At 43.3% G+C, this 17,023-nt stretch carries 15 protein-coding genes; 11 read left to right on the top strand and 4 right to left on the bottom strand.

The window, feature by feature from the left end:
- Positions 1–4 precede the first annotated feature (4 nt).
- From accB to M1F03_RS15870, 3 genes are all read right to left on the bottom strand, one after another.
- Complete coding sequence (gene accB / locus M1F03_RS15880) at positions 5–481, bottom strand: acetyl-CoA carboxylase biotin carboxyl carrier protein (protein ID WP_154624877.1); 477 nt, start codon at positions 479–481, stop codon at positions 5–7.
- A 30-nt stretch (positions 482–511) separates the two neighbouring features.
- Positions 512–964 carry a type II 3-dehydroquinate dehydratase gene (gene aroQ / locus M1F03_RS15875; RefSeq protein ID WP_154624878.1) on the bottom strand — a complete coding sequence of 151 codons (453 nt, stop codon included), beginning with the start codon at positions 962–964 and terminating at the stop codon, positions 512–514.
- 232 nt (positions 965–1,196) lie between these two features.
- Positions 1,197–2,180, bottom strand: a complete 984-nt coding sequence (locus tag M1F03_RS15870; RefSeq protein ID WP_196713630.1) for an oxidoreductase — start codon at positions 2,178–2,180, stop codon at positions 1,197–1,199.
- 639 nt (positions 2,181–2,819) lie between these two features.
- Here M1F03_RS15870 and M1F03_RS15865 point away from each other — a divergent pair.
- The 10 genes from M1F03_RS15865 to M1F03_RS15820 all read left to right on the top strand — a co-directional run bounded on the left by M1F03_RS15865 (position 2,820) and on the right by M1F03_RS15820 (position 14,488).
- Positions 2,820–3,863: a rod shape-determining protein gene (locus M1F03_RS15865; RefSeq protein WP_154635575.1), complete on the top strand. Its 1,044-nt coding sequence runs from the start codon at positions 2,820–2,822 to the stop codon at positions 3,861–3,863.
- Positions 3,864–3,950: 87 nt separating this feature from the next.
- The gene (mreC, locus tag M1F03_RS15860) at positions 3,951–4,919 is read left to right on the top strand and encodes a rod shape-determining protein MreC (RefSeq protein WP_154624881.1); all 969 of its coding nucleotides are present in this window, start codon (positions 3,951–3,953) and stop codon (positions 4,917–4,919) included.
- 40 nt (positions 4,920–4,959) lie between these two features.
- Positions 4,960–5,448, top strand: a complete 489-nt coding sequence (gene mreD / locus M1F03_RS15855) for a rod shape-determining protein MreD (protein WP_154624882.1) — start codon at positions 4,960–4,962, stop codon at positions 5,446–5,448.
- A gap of 38 nt (positions 5,449–5,486) precedes the next feature.
- The gene (locus M1F03_RS15850) at positions 5,487–6,074 is read left to right on the top strand and encodes a Maf family protein (RefSeq protein ID WP_154624883.1); all 588 of its coding nucleotides are present in this window, start codon (positions 5,487–5,489) and stop codon (positions 6,072–6,074) included.
- Entirely contained in the window at positions 6,071–7,540 is a 1,470-nt protein-coding gene (gene rng / locus M1F03_RS15845; RefSeq protein ID WP_154624884.1) for a ribonuclease G, read from the top strand. The genes M1F03_RS15850 and rng overlap by 4 nt, the downstream gene beginning before the upstream one ends.
- A gap of 22 nt (positions 7,541–7,562) precedes the next feature.
- Positions 7,563–11,357, top strand: a complete 3,795-nt coding sequence (yhdP, locus tag M1F03_RS15840; protein WP_251464678.1) for an AsmA2 domain-containing protein YhdP — start codon at positions 7,563–7,565, stop codon at positions 11,355–11,357.
- Complete coding sequence (gene nit1, locus M1F03_RS15835; RefSeq protein ID WP_154624886.1) at positions 11,357–12,211, top strand: deaminated glutathione amidase; 855 nt, start codon at positions 11,357–11,359, stop codon at positions 12,209–12,211. The genes yhdP and nit1 overlap by 1 nt, the downstream gene beginning before the upstream one ends.
- A 5-nt stretch (positions 12,212–12,216) precedes the next feature.
- Entirely contained in the window at positions 12,217–13,662 is a 1,446-nt protein-coding gene (gene tldD / locus M1F03_RS15830) for a metalloprotease TldD (protein WP_163863009.1), read from the top strand.
- Between the two features lie 23 nt (positions 13,663–13,685).
- Positions 13,686–14,168 (top strand): ribonuclease domain-containing protein, encoded by a 483-nt coding sequence (locus M1F03_RS15825; protein ID WP_196713753.1) that lies wholly within the window; start codon positions 13,686–13,688, stop codon positions 14,166–14,168.
- An 11-nt stretch (positions 14,169–14,179) separates the two neighbouring features.
- Complete coding sequence (locus tag M1F03_RS15820; RefSeq protein WP_154624888.1) at positions 14,180–14,488, top strand: barstar family protein; 309 nt, start codon at positions 14,180–14,182, stop codon at positions 14,486–14,488.
- 383 nt (positions 14,489–14,871) lie between these two features.
- Here M1F03_RS15820 and yjgA read toward each other — a convergent pair whose 3' ends face one another.
- A complete protein-coding gene (gene yjgA, locus M1F03_RS15815) occupies positions 14,872–15,417 on the bottom strand; it encodes a ribosome biogenesis factor YjgA (protein WP_154624889.1) in 546 nt (181 codons plus the stop codon).
- A gap of 174 nt (positions 15,418–15,591) precedes the next feature.
- Here yjgA and pmbA point away from each other — a divergent pair, with 174 nt between their 5' ends.
- On the top strand, positions 15,592–16,932 hold the full coding sequence (gene pmbA / locus M1F03_RS15810; protein WP_154624890.1) for a metalloprotease PmbA: 1,341 nt from the start codon (positions 15,592–15,594) through the stop codon (positions 16,930–16,932).
- The last annotated feature ends 91 nt before the right edge of the window (positions 16,933–17,023 follow it).

Here is a 17,023-nt window from a genome sequence, read left to right as displayed (position 1 = left end):
CTCGTTATTCGATAACAACCAACGGCTGGTCATATTCAATTGGCTCACCGTTCTGTGCCAGGATTGCTTTCACAACACCTGCTTTTTCTGCTTCAATTTGGTTCATCATTTTCATCGCTTCAATGATGAAAAGTGGATCGCCAACATTGACAGTTTGTCCAACTTCAATAAATGGTTTTGCTTCTGGACTTGGTGAGCGGTAGAAAGTACCAACCATTGGAGAGCGTACTTGATGACCCGATACAGCCGCAGGTGCGGTGGATGGCGTTGCAGCAGGTGCTTCTTGAGCCGGTGCAACAGCCGCTGCTAATGCAGGTTGTGCAGCTGGAGCTGAATAAAATTGTTGAGGTGCCGACATAACCTGAGAAGTCGCTGAAACACGGCTGATACGTACTGATTCTTCACCTTCAGAAATCTCCAGTTCAGAAATGCCAGACTCTTCAACCAGCTCGATCAGCTTTTTAATTTTACGAATATCCATGGATATGATTCCGTACTCTTATATTTGGATTTAATTAATTGATGACAGACGGTTAACCGCTGCCTGTAACGCGAAACTGTAACCATCAGCGCCAAGACCACAAATTACGCCGACAGCTTTATCGGAGAGATAGGAGTGATGGCGAAATGGTTCTCTGGCGTGCACATTAGACAGGTGAATCTCGATAAACGGGAGTGCAACTGCTAACAATGCATCACGCAGGGCAACACTTGTATGCGTGAATGCAGCTGGATTAATCAGGATAAAATCGACGTTATCCCTTGCTGCATGAATTTTATCTATCAATTCGTGCTCTGCATTCGACTGAAAATGACTCAATTTTACGCCTAGATGTTCCGCTTCCGCCGTTAGTTTGGAAACTATGTCTACTAGCGTGAGATTGCCGTATTTGTCAGGCTCTCTAGTACCAAGTAGATTTAGATTCGGTCCATTGAGGAGTAAAATGTGAGTATCTTCTGTCATTGTGTTGCTAACTCCGACGATATGTCAATAACCTGACAACATAACCTGATGTTGATGGTTTGTCATCTTTTATCATAAAAATAAATGAAATCTTTACGGATAAAAAACACTATTATAATTATTTCGTGGCATATGACAGCAAAATACTGGTCTTATCAGAGAAATTACCCGAACTTATTTTTTGAATTGTGCGGCAATCCAAATTTTTGAATTTATCCGCACACGTTGTATTTTATGCACTTAAAACATTAACAAGTGTACGCCCTGTAATCTGATTTTTTAAGAACTTTTGTGCATACTCGATGGATTGTTCCAAAGTGATTTCGCATGTGATATGCGTATAAAATGACTCAGGAAGTAATTGAGAAAGGCGCTGCCACACTGCTGGGCGTTTTGCGGCAGGGTAATAAACAGAATCGATACCTTGTAGACGAATATTACGCAATATAAATGGCATGACGGTGGTAGGAAGTGAAAAACCGCCCGCCAGGCCACAAGCAGCAACGGCACCGTTGTAGTGCGTTTGTGCCAGTATATTTGCCAGTACATCTCCGCCAACGGTATCGATAGCCCCCGCCCAATGTTGTTTGTCTAAGGGTTTCGCGGGCGACGTAAATTCACTGCGAGGTAACACGCTTTTGGCACCGATTTGCTGCAAGTAATCACTATTTTCTTGGCGACCAGAAATCGCGACCACATCGTAGCCAAGGGATGATAATAGTTGGATTGCGGTGGAACCAACTCCTCCACTGGCTCCACTGACGATCACTTCCCCTTTATCTGGCGTTATCCCCGCATCCTCTAATGCGTTAACGCACAGCATGGCTGTAAAACCGGCAGTGCCAATGATCATGGCTTGGCGTAATGACAGATGTTCAGGAAGCGGGGTGAGGAAATTAGCAGGCACTCGAGCCCGAGTTGCGAGTCCACCCCAATGTGTTTCGCCTACGCCCCAACCGGTGAGTAAAACATGTTGCCCAACGCTAAAACGAGGATCCTCGCTATGATGTACCACACCCGAAAAATCAATACCAGGCACCATGGGATATTGGCGGACAATACCGGCTTTGCCATTGATGGCTAAGGCATCTTTATAATTTAATGTAGACCAATGAATATCAACGATAACATCACCTGCGGGGAGTTGCTCGGTAGGAATGGTCTGTATTTTGGTTGTTAGCTGGTCATTTTCTTTCTGTAGGACGAGGGCTTTCATACTTCGCTCCTAATTTTATATGGGAATTTTCCGAGTAAAATTGAGTATAATTGATGATATCAACTTTAGTACTTTCATCGATGTTAATTAAGTTGTGATGGTAGTATTGTTGTTATTGTAATTAATTTGTAAAAATGTAATTTTTTCTGGCATAAATACTGTTTTATCGTGCAGAATATCACGTTAAGAAGGTTTCTGTTTGTGCATAGGTAATATTACATAGGTCATTTGGTGGTTTATGTAACTAACATACAGAAAATGCACATATTTAGCTGTGAAGTTGGTCGATGTGCAACAATAAAAAAATAACAAGAAATTTATTTGAACTTGTAGCTATAAAAACTTGTCAACACAGGGTGGAACAGAAGACGGCGTATATAACAACCAAAGAGCGATTAGCTGTTGATAGATTTATTCATTCATAAATAAGTTAAATTTACTCACCAATTAATGGCTATTTTTAAAGGTTGTTATCTGCTTCGTTTTCAAAAGAGGCATGTACAGTAATTTATACTGTAACAACAGATGGATTAACCATATTTTTTGAAGCGGCTCATTAACGCCTTGAGACAGCTTCAAGTGGTTGGTAGAGTAGACGGGTTTTTATTCGTCCCCAGCTTGCAGGATAACCCTTTCGTTATGTTTAAAAAATTTCGTGGCATGTTTTCTAATGACCTGTCAATTGACTTGGGTACGGCCAATACCCTCATTTATGTCAAAGGACAAGGCGTAAAATTAAATGAACCTTCTGTTGTCGCTATTCGCCAAGATCGTTCTGGCACGCCAAAGAGCGTCGCAGCCGTAGGTGGTGAAGCTAAGCAAATGCTGGGGCGTACACCAGGCAATATTTCCGCAATAAGACCGATGAAAGATGGTGTTATTGCTGACTTTTTCTTAACTGAAAAAATGTTGCAGCATTTTATCAAACAGGTGCATAGCAATAGTTTTCTTCGTCCAAGCCCACGAGTGTTGGTTTGCGTACCTGTTGGTGCAACGCAAGTTGAGCGTAAAGCGATTCGTGAATCCGCGTTGAGCGCAGGCGCACGTGAAGTCTTTTTGATTGAAGAGCCGATGGCAGCCGCAATTGGTGCTGGCTTACCAGTTTCTGAAGCAACGGGTTCAATGGTGGTTGATATTGGTGGTGGCACGACTGAAGTTGCTGTTATCTCATTGAACGGTGTTGTGTATTCTTCTTCTGTTCGCATTGGTGGTGACCGCTTTGATGAAGCAATCATTAACTATGTGCGTCGCAATTATGGTTCTTTAATCGGTGAAGCAACGGCTGAGCGTATTAAACACGGCATTGGTTCAGCTTATCCAACTGATGAAGTCTATGAAATTGAAGTGCGTGGACGTAACCTTGCTGAAGGTGTTCCTCGCGGCTTCAAAATGAACTCAAATGAGATTTTAGAGGCATTACAAGAGCCACTAACGGGGATTGTTAGCGCTGTGATGTTAGCATTAGAGCAATGTCCTCCTGAATTAGCCTCTGATATTTCAGAGCGTGGTATGGTATTGACGGGGGGTGGAGCACTGCTTCGCAACCTTGATCGCTTACTCATGGAAGAGACAGGTATCCCTGTTATTGTTGCAGAAGATCCTTTAACTTGCGTTGCTCGAGGTGGTGGCAAGGCATTAGAGATGATCGATATGCACGGCGGTGATCTGTTTAGCGAAGACTAAATAACGCCATAGGCAAGCTGGGGTTGTTACCCCAGCTGCTGCTTTGCCTATTTTTGTTCCTCTGAATTTAGTGAAACTCAGCCATACATGAAGCCGATTTTTAGGCGAGGGCCATCGCTCCAGTTGCGTATTTTTATTGCTGTCATTGCCGCAATAGCACTGGTAGTGATTGACCATCGTTTTGAGCCTTTCAATAAAATCCGTAACTATTTAGACACGGCGGTCAGCCCATTTTACTTTTTGGCGAATGGCCCGCGTCAGTTTCTTGATAATGTGTCGGAAAATTTCGCCTTACGAGAGCAACTTCAATTTGAAAACAAGGCATTACGTCAAGAGTTGCTATTAAAAAAAGCCGATAGTCTTTTGTTAGAGCAACTCAAGCAAGAAAACTCACGTCTTCGAGAGCTTCTCGGGTCGCCCCTGCGCCAAGACGAACATATGATGGTGACTCAGGTCATTTCTGGTGCCAATACCCCTTATCGTGATCAAGTCGTTATCGACAAAGGTGAGAATGATAACGTCTATGAAGGGCAGCCCGTTATCAGTGATAAAGGTGTTGTGGGGCAAGTTGTTGGCGTCAGCCAGTTTAGTAGCCGTGTTTTATTGATTTGCGATACTACGCATGCCCTGCCGGTTCAAGTGTTACGTAATGATATTCGTGTGATAGCCGCCGGTTCTGGCTGTGCAGATGATTTACAGTTAGAGCCACTACCTGAAAATACCGATATTCGTGTTGGTGATGTACTGGTGACGTCAGGGCTTGGTGGGCGTTTCCCTGAAGGATACCCAGTCGCTGTTGTCTCAAACGTGAAGCATGATACTCAGCGAGCTTATACGATCATTAGTGCGCGCCCGAGTGCTGAGTTACAACGCTTACGTTATTTGTTGCTATTATGGGGTAATGACAATGATACCGTTACACCATTACAGCCTTCTGAGGTATATCGTGCTGCGAATGAGCGTCTGATGAAGGTGCTCCCACAGGTATTACCAAATCCTAGTGAAATTCAGGGACCACCATTACCTCCATCACTGTCTCAGGAAGCCCAACCATAAAGGAAGGTGCAATGGCTATGGGTAAAAGAGGGTAAGCTAAATGGATGAATATCGTGGTAATGGTCGCAGTATTATCTGGATCTCTTTTTTCATCGCATTGATTTTACAAGTGATACCATGGCCTGAACAATTTACGTTTTACAGGCCATCGTGGCTATTGTTGATCTTGATTTATTGGGTGATGGCGTTGCCACATCGTGTCAGTGTTGGCACAAGCTTTATTCTTGGTATCATCGTTGATTCTATTCAAGGTTCAGCGCTAGGGGTTCATGCCCTTTCTTACAGCATTATCTGCTATCTTGTCTCTTACAAATACCAGTTACTGAGAAATATGGCGCTGTGGCAGCAAGCCTTAATGATTGTCTTACTGACCGTGATATTGGATATGACGGTATTTTGGGCAGAATTTGTTTCTTCACAAGTATTATTCCACCCACAAGTATTCTGGAATAGTCTTGTGAATGGTATCCTGTGGCCATGGTTGTTTTTGCTATTACGGAAAATTCGCCGTCAGTTTTCAGTGTGTTAAGATTTTAGCGGCGGGCAATTATCTCTAGGATATCGTTTATGAGTTATATCTATTTAGCTTCTGGTTCACCACGAAGAAGAGAATTAGTGCAATTACTGGGTTATCACTTTGATATATTGAGCCCTGTCGTTGAGGAACAATGGCAAGAGGGTGAAACCCCAGAAGCTTATGTGCAACGTTTGGCTCGAGAAAAATCACAGGCTGGCGTCAAAATAGCCGCCAACGATTATCCTGTCATTGGCGCTGATACAATTGTTGTTCTTAATAATCAAATTTTAGAGAAGCCCCGTAACGAGCAACATGCACAAGAAATGTTGTTATCCCTTTCTGGCAATACGCACCAAGTGATGACCGCTGTCGCAATCTCAAACAAGGATCACACATTGACGCATCTCGTTGTGACAGATGTGACGTTCCGCGAATTATCTGTAGCGGAAATAAAGGATTATATCAAATCAGGGGAGCCAATGGATAAAGCCGGTGCATATGGAATACAAGGAAAGGGGGGATGCTATGTTAGGCGAATTAATGGCAGTTACCATGCGGTTGTCGGTTTACCTTTAGTAGAAACAGATGAATTAATACAACGATTTTTAGCGCTAAGTGATGGTAAGGGGATGTCATGACTGCTGAGTTATTAGTAAATGTTACACCATCTGAAACGCGCGTAGCTTATATAGATGGCGGTGTTTTGCAAGAAATACATGTAGAGCGAGAGGCAAAAAGAGGAATTGTAGGGAATATTTACAAAGGTCGTGTGAGCCGTGTGTTGCCCGGTATGCAGGCGGCCTTTGTTGATATTGGTCTCGATAAAGCCGCTTTTTTGCATGCGTCTGATATCATGCCACACACTGAATGTATTGCGGGTGAAGAGCAGAAAAACTTTCATGTTAGAGATATTGCGGAACTGGTTAAGCAAGGACAAGACCTCATTGTCCAAGTGGTGAAAGATCCGCTAGGAACCAAAGGTGCAAGACTCACCACGGATATTACCTTACCGTCGCGTTACTTGGTCTTCATGCCCGGCGCATCCCATGTCGGGGTATCACAGCGTATCGAGAGTGAAAGTGAACGCGAACGTTTAAAAGAGTGTGTGTCTCAATATTGTGATGAAAACGGTGGCTTTATTATACGTACCGCCGCGGAAGGGGTGGGCGAAGATGAAGTGAAGCAAGATGCCGCTTTCCTCAAACGTTTATGGGCAAAAGTGATTGAACGTAAGAAACGTAATATCACTCGCACTAAAATTTATGGTGAATTGTCACTCGCTTACCGGATAATTCGTGATTTCGCTGGCGCTTCATTGGATAGAATTCGCGTAGATTCTCGTCTAACCTATAAGCAGTTACAAGAATTTATTGATGAATATGTTCCTGAAATGACGGCTAAGCTTGAATTGTATCAAGGCAATCAGCCTATCTTTGATTTGTTCGATGTTGAGAATGAAATTCAGCGCGCAATGGATCGTAAAGTTGAGCTGAAATCGGGTGGTTATCTGATTATCGATCAAACAGAAGCGATGACCACTATCGATATTAATACCGGGGCATTTGTTGGCCATCGTAATCTCGAAGAGACTATATTTAATACCAATATAGAAGCCACTCAAGCTATCGCTCGTCAGTTACGACTCAGAAATTTGGGTGGGATCATTATCATTGATTTCATCGATATGGGTGATTTGGAACATCGCCGCCGCGTTCTGGCCTCTTTGGAACAAGCATTGAGTAAGGATAAGGTGAAAACCACGATTAATGGTTTTTCTCAATTGGGGCTTGTTGAAATGACACGCAAGCGTACACGTGAGAGCCTTGAGCATGTGTTATGTGATGTGTGTCCGACCTGTCAAGGTAGAGGAACGGTTAAATCTGTTGAGACCGTGTGTTATGAGATTCTGCGAGAAATTGTGCGTGTTCATCGTACTATCGATGCAGATAGGTTCTTAGTTTATGCTTCTCAAGCGGTGGTTGATGCACTGATGGGTGATGAATCTCATGCTTTAGCCGAAGTTGAAATCTTTGTTGGTAAGCAGGTTAAAGTTCAGACTGAGTCTTTATACAGTCAGGAACAATTTGACGTCATCATGATGTAGTGTTTACTTGAAGGAGAAACGGGTGAAACGACTGCCAAGAGTAGTATGGATGACCACGGCTATCGTGCTGCTGCTTTGTGCATTGCTGTTAACAGGGCTACGTTTCTTCTTACCGAATGTTAATCATTATCAGCAAGGCATTATTGCTTATATTGAAAAAAATACGGATATCTCACTACAAATTGGTGAGATAGAAGGTGCTTGGCAATCTTTTGGACCTGTTTTTACCTTGAGGGATGTGGTTGTTCATAACCCTGAGGTTGATGCAACAGCCAGCAAAATTGCGATTGAACTGGATATTTGGCGCTCTATTCTTTCTTTAACATGGCGTTTTCGAGATATTACCTTTTATCAACTTGATGTGGATTATAAGGTGCCTTTTAGTTTCGAAGGCAGCGCTGAACCGATCGATAGCGACGGCATTGAAGGGCTATTTTTAAAACAGTTTAATCATTTTACGCTGAAAAATAGCCAACTCACATTTCTCACTCCTTCAGAACAAAAAACGACGCTTATTTTACCTGAGTTAACATGGCTTAATGAACAAGAGCGTCATCGTGCTCAAGGCTTTGTTAGCCTAGAGACGATTAATAAGCAGCATGGTTTTTTGCAGGTCAAACTGGATGTGAAAGATAAAAATGGCATCTTGAGTGACGGCACTGTCTATCTGCAAGCCGATAACATTGATATGCAACCATGGCTTAGCCGGTGGTTACGCGAAAATACAGGACTACGCGACGCTAATTTCAGCTTATCTTCTTGGGTGAGTATTAAAAATAATCGTATTGATAGCGGGTTACTACAGTTACGCCAAGGTGAAGCCAACTGGGGAGAGGCGCCTTTAGCCCAGAACCTACAAGTTAATGATTTATTGATTCGAATGAGAAGACAGGGTGAAGGATGGTTATTTAACATTCCTGAGCTAAATACATTAAAAACAAACGAATATATTTGGCCAAATGGCAGTGTTTCGGTGCTGTATCTTCCCTCATCGATGAAATATAACCAACAAGACCATTGGCGTATCCGAGCTAAAAATATTGAGCTAGAACGCTTAAGTGAAGTATTACCCACGTTCTCATTTGTAACTCCTGAAACGGTACAAGATTGGCAGCACCGCCAACCTAAAGGGGTATTATCTGCTTTTTCTTTGGATATCACGCCAGAACAACTCGACCATACACAAATCGATATGGACTGGCAGAATGTTAGCTGGAAAAAATGGAAGCAATTGCCTTCAGTTGACCACTTTACCGGGGTTTTAGTGGGCAATATGCAACGAGGTGTTTTGGATGCCTCACTAGAAAATAGTGAAGTTGACTATGAGCCAGAATTTAAAGCGCCGTTTAAAGTGAGCAAGGCGGTTGGGCGTTTTTATTGGCAAAATGATGACAGCCAGTTCAGACTATGGAGCGATAGCATTGATGTCCAAGCTATCTCAGTCTGGGCTAACGGCCAATTTAACTTTTTAACCTCGAAAAAGCGTGATGAGAGTGACCTGAGCATATTAGCTGGCATTAGTGTGACTGATGCTGGTGATGCATGGCGCTATTTCCCTCAAAAACTGATGGGGCAAGAGCTAGCGGATTACTTATCCAAAGCCATCATTGCAGGGAAAGTCGATGAAGCTACTCTGGTGTTTAAAGGGGATCCTGCACATTTTCCATTTTATGGTAACGATGGACAGTTTCAGGTATTCGTACCATTACATAATGCCACGTTTGAATATGATGAAGGCTGGCCTGCGCTATTTGACCTTGATATTAATCTTGATTTCCAACGTTCCAGTTTGGCGATGCGTGCCGAAAAAGTTAAATTGGGCGATGCGATTGCGACAAATTTAACGGCAGACATTCCTGAATATCAAGATGAGATGCTGTTTATTAATGCGGATCTCGCGGGAACAGGTTCTCAAATTCAACAATATTTCACCACAACACCAATGAAACACTCGATTGGTGACACACTAGACGAATTACAAATTGGCGGTAGTGTGAAAGGGGAGCTTGGATTATCCATTCCACTATCGGCAGGTAAAAAGGTGGTTGCCAAAGGGCAGGTTTATTTAGATAAAAATGACCTATTTATTAAGCCAATTGCGAGCAAACTGACGGCCCTAAGTGGAAGTTTCCAATTCAATAATGGCAACTTAGTTGGCAACAGGTTAGCAGGGCATTGGTTTGGTCAACCGGTAGCAATAGACTTTTCCACTCAGGATAACCCCAAAAATTATCAAGTAAATGTGGATTTGAAAGGAAATTGGGATCTCGCAAAGATTACGCAATTACCTGACTCCATAAAACAAAAGCTTGCTGGCAGCAGTGATTGGAGCAGCCAAATTGAAATATTATTACCGAATGCGGCAAGCGAAAAAATGGCACTGAAAGTCGCTTTCAAGGCAGGGCTAGATAAATTAAAAAGTCGTTTACCTGCTTTGGATGACCATTTATTAAAAGAGTTAGGTTCAATGAATGCGACGGCTCAAGGCTCAACGGACCACCTTGTGATTGGCGGTGATATTGGTCAACGTGTTGGTTTTAATAGCCAATGGGATTTGAGTGGAACGAAATTAGGGTTAGATAAAGCGACAGTTGCTCAATGGCAGGGAAAAGCCCCCGAATTACCTAAGTCATCGACGTTATTGGCAGATTTACCGCCTATCACTAACCCAAATTGGTTTAAAACCCTTGATACCCTATTTTCACCAAAACAAAAAAGTCAGCCATTCGATATTCGCTTACCTGAGACGGTGACGGTGAAAACACCTTCCCTGTCTTTAGGTGGTCAGGCATGGAAAAACATAGATCTTTCATTTAGCTTGTTAGCTGAAGAGCAACTGATAAAGGTTTCAAGCGAAAACCTGAAAGGTGAACTCCAGATCTTTGCTAATCAACCATGGGCACTAAATATCGATTATCTGTATTACAATCCAACCGCATTTCCGGGACAACAAACCACGAGCAGTAATGATAGCGCTTCATTTGATTTTAGCTATTGGCCTGAAATGACGATTCATTGCCAAGATTGTTGGGCAGGTGGACAAAAGTTAGGCAAGATCAACGCTCACTTGCTGCCTCAAGGTAATACCTTGCAACTGAGTGGTGGAACATTAACCAATAGCGTCAATCAATTAAAATTAGATGCAGTTTGGCAAAGTGGCCAACAAAATCGGACACAGATTGCAGGCTCACTAAGCGGCGAGCAATTTGATAATACGGCAGCCTACTATGGTGTTTTAGTGCCAATTATTGATGCACCTTATACCATTGACTTTCAATTAAACTGGCAAGATGTTCCATGGTCTCCAGATATTGCCACCCTTGATGGCAAATTGTCGACCAAGCTAGGTAAAGGTGCGATTGCTAAAATGGGCGGGGGAAGAGCTGGGCAGTTGTTACGCCTTGTGAGCTTTGATGCACTATTGCGCAAGCTTCAATTTGATTTTCGCGATACCTTCAGTAATGACTTCGACTTTGATTCAATTAAAGGCAGCGCCAAGATCCATAATGGTATCCTATCAACAAAAGATGTATACATTGATGGGTTAGTGGCAGATATTGCGTTAAGTGGGGAAATTGATTTGGTGAAACGCCAAATTAATGGTGAAGCAGTAGTGACTCCCGAAATATCTGCTACAGTAGGAGTAGCAACAGCATTTGCAGTTAACCCATTTGCAGGAGCAGCAGTATTTGCTGCATCAAAAGTCCTTGGTCCGTTATGGAGCAAAATTTCTGTAATACGTTATCGTGTAACAGGAAGCTTGGATGAACCAAAAATTGATGAAGTATTGCGTCAGCTAAAGGAGACTCAAGAGTAATGAAAAATGGCAATGTTGCACTTTTGCAGTTATGCAGCGGTAAAAATACTAAACATAATTTGGCACAGATTGAGCAGCAAATTAAGCAGTTGCCAGAGACTGTTGAGCTAGTATTGACACCTGAAAATGCATTGTTGTTTGCGGATGCGGCGACTTACCGTAAGCAAGCTGAAATAGAAGGACAAGGTCCTCTGCAAGAAGCTATCGCGACGATGGCAAAACGCTATAAGGTATGGATCCTCATTGGTTCAATGCCATTGATTAGCCGTGAAGATCCTGAGCGGATTACGAGCAGCAGTATTTTAATCGACTCCCAAGGAAAAATTCAGGCGCGTTATGACAAAATTCATATGTTTGACGTGAATATTGAAGATGAACAGGGGACTTATAATGAGTCTGTGATTTATCAGCGCGGCGAACACATTACAGTGGTGGATACACCCGTCGGTCGCTTAGGGATGACGATTTGTTATGATCTTCGTTTCCCTGGCTTATTTCAGGCTTTGCGTGAGCAAGGTGCTGAAATTATTTCTGTCCCTGCCGCTTTCACACGTTATACCGGCAAAGCACATTGGGAGCCATTGTTAAGAGCAAGAGCGATTGAGAACCAATGCTTTATACTCGCACCTGCTCAGGTTGGTGTGCATGGAACCCGTAGAACATGGGGACATACCTTAGCCGTTGATGGCTGGGGCAAAGTAATGAAAAAGAATGTTGATGCTGTCGCTTCGACAGTTTTAAATATTCAAACAGAGAGTTTACATGGGATGCGGGAACAAATTCGAGTGGTAAAACATAACCGCTTTAGACCGCAACTGACGTCATTGATTAAAAAAGAAACAGAAAAAGAGTAAACACTATGAGTTTAGCTTCTGTCAGCGAACATTTGCTGGCTGCCAATGGTCTTGACCACCAAAAACTGTATGACACATTAGGTTTATTATCTGAGCGTAAGCTCGATTATGCCGATCTTTATTTTCAATCGAGCTATCACGAAGCATGGGTGTTAGAAGATCGTATTATCAAAGATGGCTCTTATAATATTGACCAAGGTGTTGGTGTTCGAGCTGTAAATGGTGAAAAAACAGGATTTGCCTATGCAGATCAGATTTCGTTGATGGCATTACAACAAAGTGCGACAGCTGCACGTAGCATTGTTAACGAACAAGGTCATGGCAAATCACAGATTTTAACCGAGGTAGATTACAAGAAGCTATACTCGGCAACGGACCCACTACAAAGCTTATCTCGCGAAGAAAAAATTGCCTTATTGCATCGCGTCGATCAGGTAGCCCGAGCCGAAGATCCTCGCGTGATCGAAGTTAATGCAAGCCTTACGGGTGTTTATGAGCAGGTACTCGTTGCTGCGACTGATGGAACATTAGCGGCTGATATTCGCCCCCTGGTTCGTTTATCAGTCAGTGTGCTAGTGGAACATGAAGGTAAGCGCGAGCGTGGCGGCAGTGGCGGTGGTGGTCGCTATGGCTATGAGTATTTCCTTGGAATTCATCAAGGTCAGGTGCTAGCAGAGCAGTATGCTAAAGAAGCGGTGCGTATGGCGCTGGTTAATTTATCTGCAATAGCTGCGCCTGCGGGTATGATGCCTGTTGTATTGGGCGCGGGCTGGCCGGGAGTCCTCCTTCACGAAGCGGTTGGGCATGGTTTAGAAGGTGACTTTAACCGCCGTGGCACTTCTGTGTTCTCTGGGCAAATTGGTGAATTGGTCGCCTCTCCGCTTTGCACTGTTGTTGATGATGGAACCATCGCAGGTCGCCGAGGGTCCTTAGCTATTGATGATGAAGGTGTTCCTGGTCAATATAATGTGTTGATTGAAAACGGAGTCTTGAAAAATTATATTCAAGATAAGTTGAATGCACGTTTGATGGGGGTTGCGCCAACAGGGAATGCACGGCGTGAATCGTATGCGCATTTACCGATGCCGCGTATGACGAATACCTATATGCTAGCAGGCTCTTCAACACCTGAGGATATTATTGCTAGTGTGGATAAAGGCATTTATGCACCTAATTTTGGTGGTGGCCAAGTCGATATCACTTCGGGTAAGTTTGTTTTCTCCACATCTGAAGCCTATCTCATTGAAAAGGGTAAAATTACCTCGCCTGTTAAAGGCGCAACTTTGATTGGCTCTGGCGTTGAAGCCATGCAGCAAATTTCCATGGTAGGCAACGACCTTGCGCTTGATAAAGGGGTTGGCGTGTGTGGTAAAGAAGGGCAAAGTGTTCCTGTTGGGGTTGGGCAGCCGACACTGAAATTGGATAAAATGACCGTTGGTGGTACAGCTTAAACGAGAAGCCAAGGAGGGTAATGATGAATAAACGTATTATTTCTATGCTGTTGATGGCTGTGTTGATCGCACTTAGCTTATATTTTAATGCGGGCGAGCAACAAGAGAAAAAGCAGGCTGAAAAGCCTGCTTCAACATCAGAGCAAGCAATACAGAATCAACATGTTCAACAAATAGATGAGCTAACAAAACAAGCCAATGTGGTAGGGTATATGCAAAAACACCATCAATTGCCCCGTTTTTATGTCACTAAAAAGGAAGCTCGTCGGGCAGGATGGAACCCTAAGCAAGGCAACTTGTGTGATGTGCTCCCAGGTAAAGCTATCGGTGGTGACCGTTTTTCAAATCGTGAACAGCGTTTACCTATTGCACCAAATCGCCAATGGTATGAAGCTGATCTGAATTATAACTGTGGGCATCGCGGTGCCGACCGTTTGCTATACTCCTCAGATGGCATGATTTATGTCACGCGAGATCACTACAAAAGCTTTCAAGAAATTAATTAAAGAGTATTGATATGAGCCGTCCTGTTGTTATCTTTAATTTTCAACAAATTAGTAGCATTGAGGATTTTTATCGCCAATTTGAGCTGCAATTTTCATTGCCAGATTGGTTTGGTAAAAACCTTGATGCGTTGTGGGATAGTGTGTCAGCAGGTATCGAATTGCCTGTTACTATCGTCTTTACTCATCTTAGCGATGAGCAAAAATCGACGTTTGACGATATCATCGCGATGATGCACGATGCGCATGATTTATGGGGGGATGACCTAATATTTGTGTGTGAAAATGATGATGAACAATCAGGCTGTGAAAAACAGATCTAACTATTGAGAAAATCTGCTTCCCATTTTTCTCAGCTAAAAACGCTCTTTTCAATGCGATGTATGGAAGAAAGCCATACTAAGATCCCACAAAAATTTCCCCAAACGATAAGATATCGCTAATTTTTTAAATCATGATCCTCCGCCCCTCCTCCCGTCGATAAGTGGGGGCTCAAGCACGATGAGAGATCAAAAATTGGGATATATTGGTAATTGACGGGCTCTTTGAGGAGTCAACGATTATTGAGGCAGCCATCCCCATAGAGAACCTTAAAAAGGTATTATGGGTGGATATGACGTTGATATAAAAGAAGCGAAGTAGTGCTTAGAGGGACACTATTTTTGACATCTTCCCCTATATCTCACTCGGTATAGGGGAGGATAATTTACGCGCTTTCAGATAGCTCTTTTAGGTATTGGAAGATTTGACGGAAAGCTTTCGGCGGTTTGTTACTTTCACGTTCTTTCTTGGCGTTGCGCACGAGCGCTCTGAGCTGTTGTCTATCTGCATGAGGGAATAGAGCAACCACTTCTTCAATCACACTGTCGCCATCTTCAACAAGGCGAATACGTAGGTCCTCAAGCTTATGTAGAATGACAACCTGCTGGTTATGACGATTTTTTAGTTTATCTAATGCTTCAGTAATAGGATCAACATCACGGGAACGTAGCAACTTGCCAATATATTGCAGTTGACGACGGCGACCTTCACGCTTAATTTTTTGTGCCAGTTCAATGGATTCAAGTAACTGAGCATCGAGTGGAATGCGCTCAAGTTCACTTTTGCTTAATTCAACGAGCTCCGCGCCCAGTTTTTTTAGAATTTCAGCATCGCGCTTAATTTCACTTTTACTGACCCAAATGATCTCATCATCGTCTTCATCTTGTGGCGCTGGTACATCATCCAGCCAGTCTTCAGGCTGTTTGGCCATATCTCAATTTCCTTTTTACAGAACGCAGCGATGTAATTACATGACCTGCCGCGTTGTGGATGTTAACATTCATATATTATGTATTGTAACTGGGAAAAAGCCCTGATGACTACCCGACATTTGTGAGTTGGTGTAAAAAAGCCAGGTTTACCCCATTTTATGTGGATTGAGTCGATGAATTTAACTGAACAAGTCAGTGAACAACGTAAAAAACTGGAAGATGCGGTCGCACAAGCGCTCTCTTTTGCAAAAAGCCGTTGTGATGCGGCTGAAGTCGCGGTGAATAAAAGCACTGGAATTAGTGTCAGTACCCGCCAAGGTGAAGTCGAGAATGTTGAATTCAATAGTGATGGGGCGCTGGGGATCACGGTTTATCACAATCAACGTAAAGGTAGTGCGTCTTCTACCGATTTAAGCCCAGCAGCCATTGAACGCACAGTACAAGCCGCTGTCGATATTGCTCGTTATACGTCGGAAGACCCTTGTGCTGGCCCTGCTGAAAAATCACTACTCGCTTTTGAAGCGCCTGACCTACAATTATTTCAGGCTAGCGACATTACACCAGAGGAAGCGATAAAGTTAGCATCACAAGCCGAGATGGCAGCGCTTCAGGTCGATTCACGTATTGTGAATACGGAAGGTGGCAGCTTTAATGGTCATTATGGTGTTCGCGTGTTTGGTAACTCACACGGTATGCTACAAAGCTATTGTTCAAGTCGTTATTCTATGTCGAGCTGTGTGATTGCGGAACAAAACGGTGATATGGAACGCGATTATGCTTATACCATTGGACGCAGCTTGAGTGCTTTGAAATCACCAGAATGGGTGGGGCAAGAGTGCGCTCGTCGTACATTGGCACGCTTATCACCAAGAAAGCTGCCAACAATGAAGGCTCCCGTTATTTTTGCTGCTGAAGTGGCGACAGGGCTGTTTGGTCATCTTGTTGGGGCAATCAGCGGTAGCAGTATTTATCGTAAATCCTCTTTCTTATTGGATAGCCTTGGCAAGCAAATTTTGCCTGAATGGCTAACCATCAATGAACAGCCTCATTTAATCGGTGGACTCGCCTCATCACCATTTGATAGTGAAGGTGTGCGTACTACCGAGCGCAATATTATTGAAAAGGGTGTGCTGCAAACTTGGTTGATGACTTCCTATTCAGCTAGAAAGTTGGGGCTACAAAGTACAGGGCATGCAGGGGGCATCCATAACTGGCGCATTGCAGGGCAAGGTTTATCATTTGAAGCGCTGTTAAAACAAATGGGCACAGGCCTAATTGTCACTGAATTGATGGGGCAGGGAGTCAGTGGGATCACGGGGGATTATTCGCGTGGTGCCTCCGGTTTTTGGGTCGAAAATGGTGAGATCCAATACCCAGTGAGCGAAATTACTATTGCGGGTAACCTTAAAGAGATGTGGGCGAATATGGTTACTATCGCAGATGATATTGAAACGCGAAGCAATATTCAGTGTGGTTCAGTACTACTGCCTGAAATGAGCATTGCAGGCCAATAATGGCATTATAGCGAGCATTTGTTGTATAAAGGAGTCTGAGGAGCGATTGCTCCTCAGTTTTTTGCTCACAATAGGATATGTTTATATGGTA

The organism is Providencia sp. PROV080, assembly GCF_033688105.1.
GTDB classification, from domain to species: Bacteria; Pseudomonadota; Gammaproteobacteria; order Enterobacterales; family Enterobacteriaceae; genus Providencia; species Providencia zhejiangensis.
The sequence above is the reverse complement of the archived record's forward strand: the minus strand, read 5'-3'. Positions and strand labels throughout refer to the sequence as shown.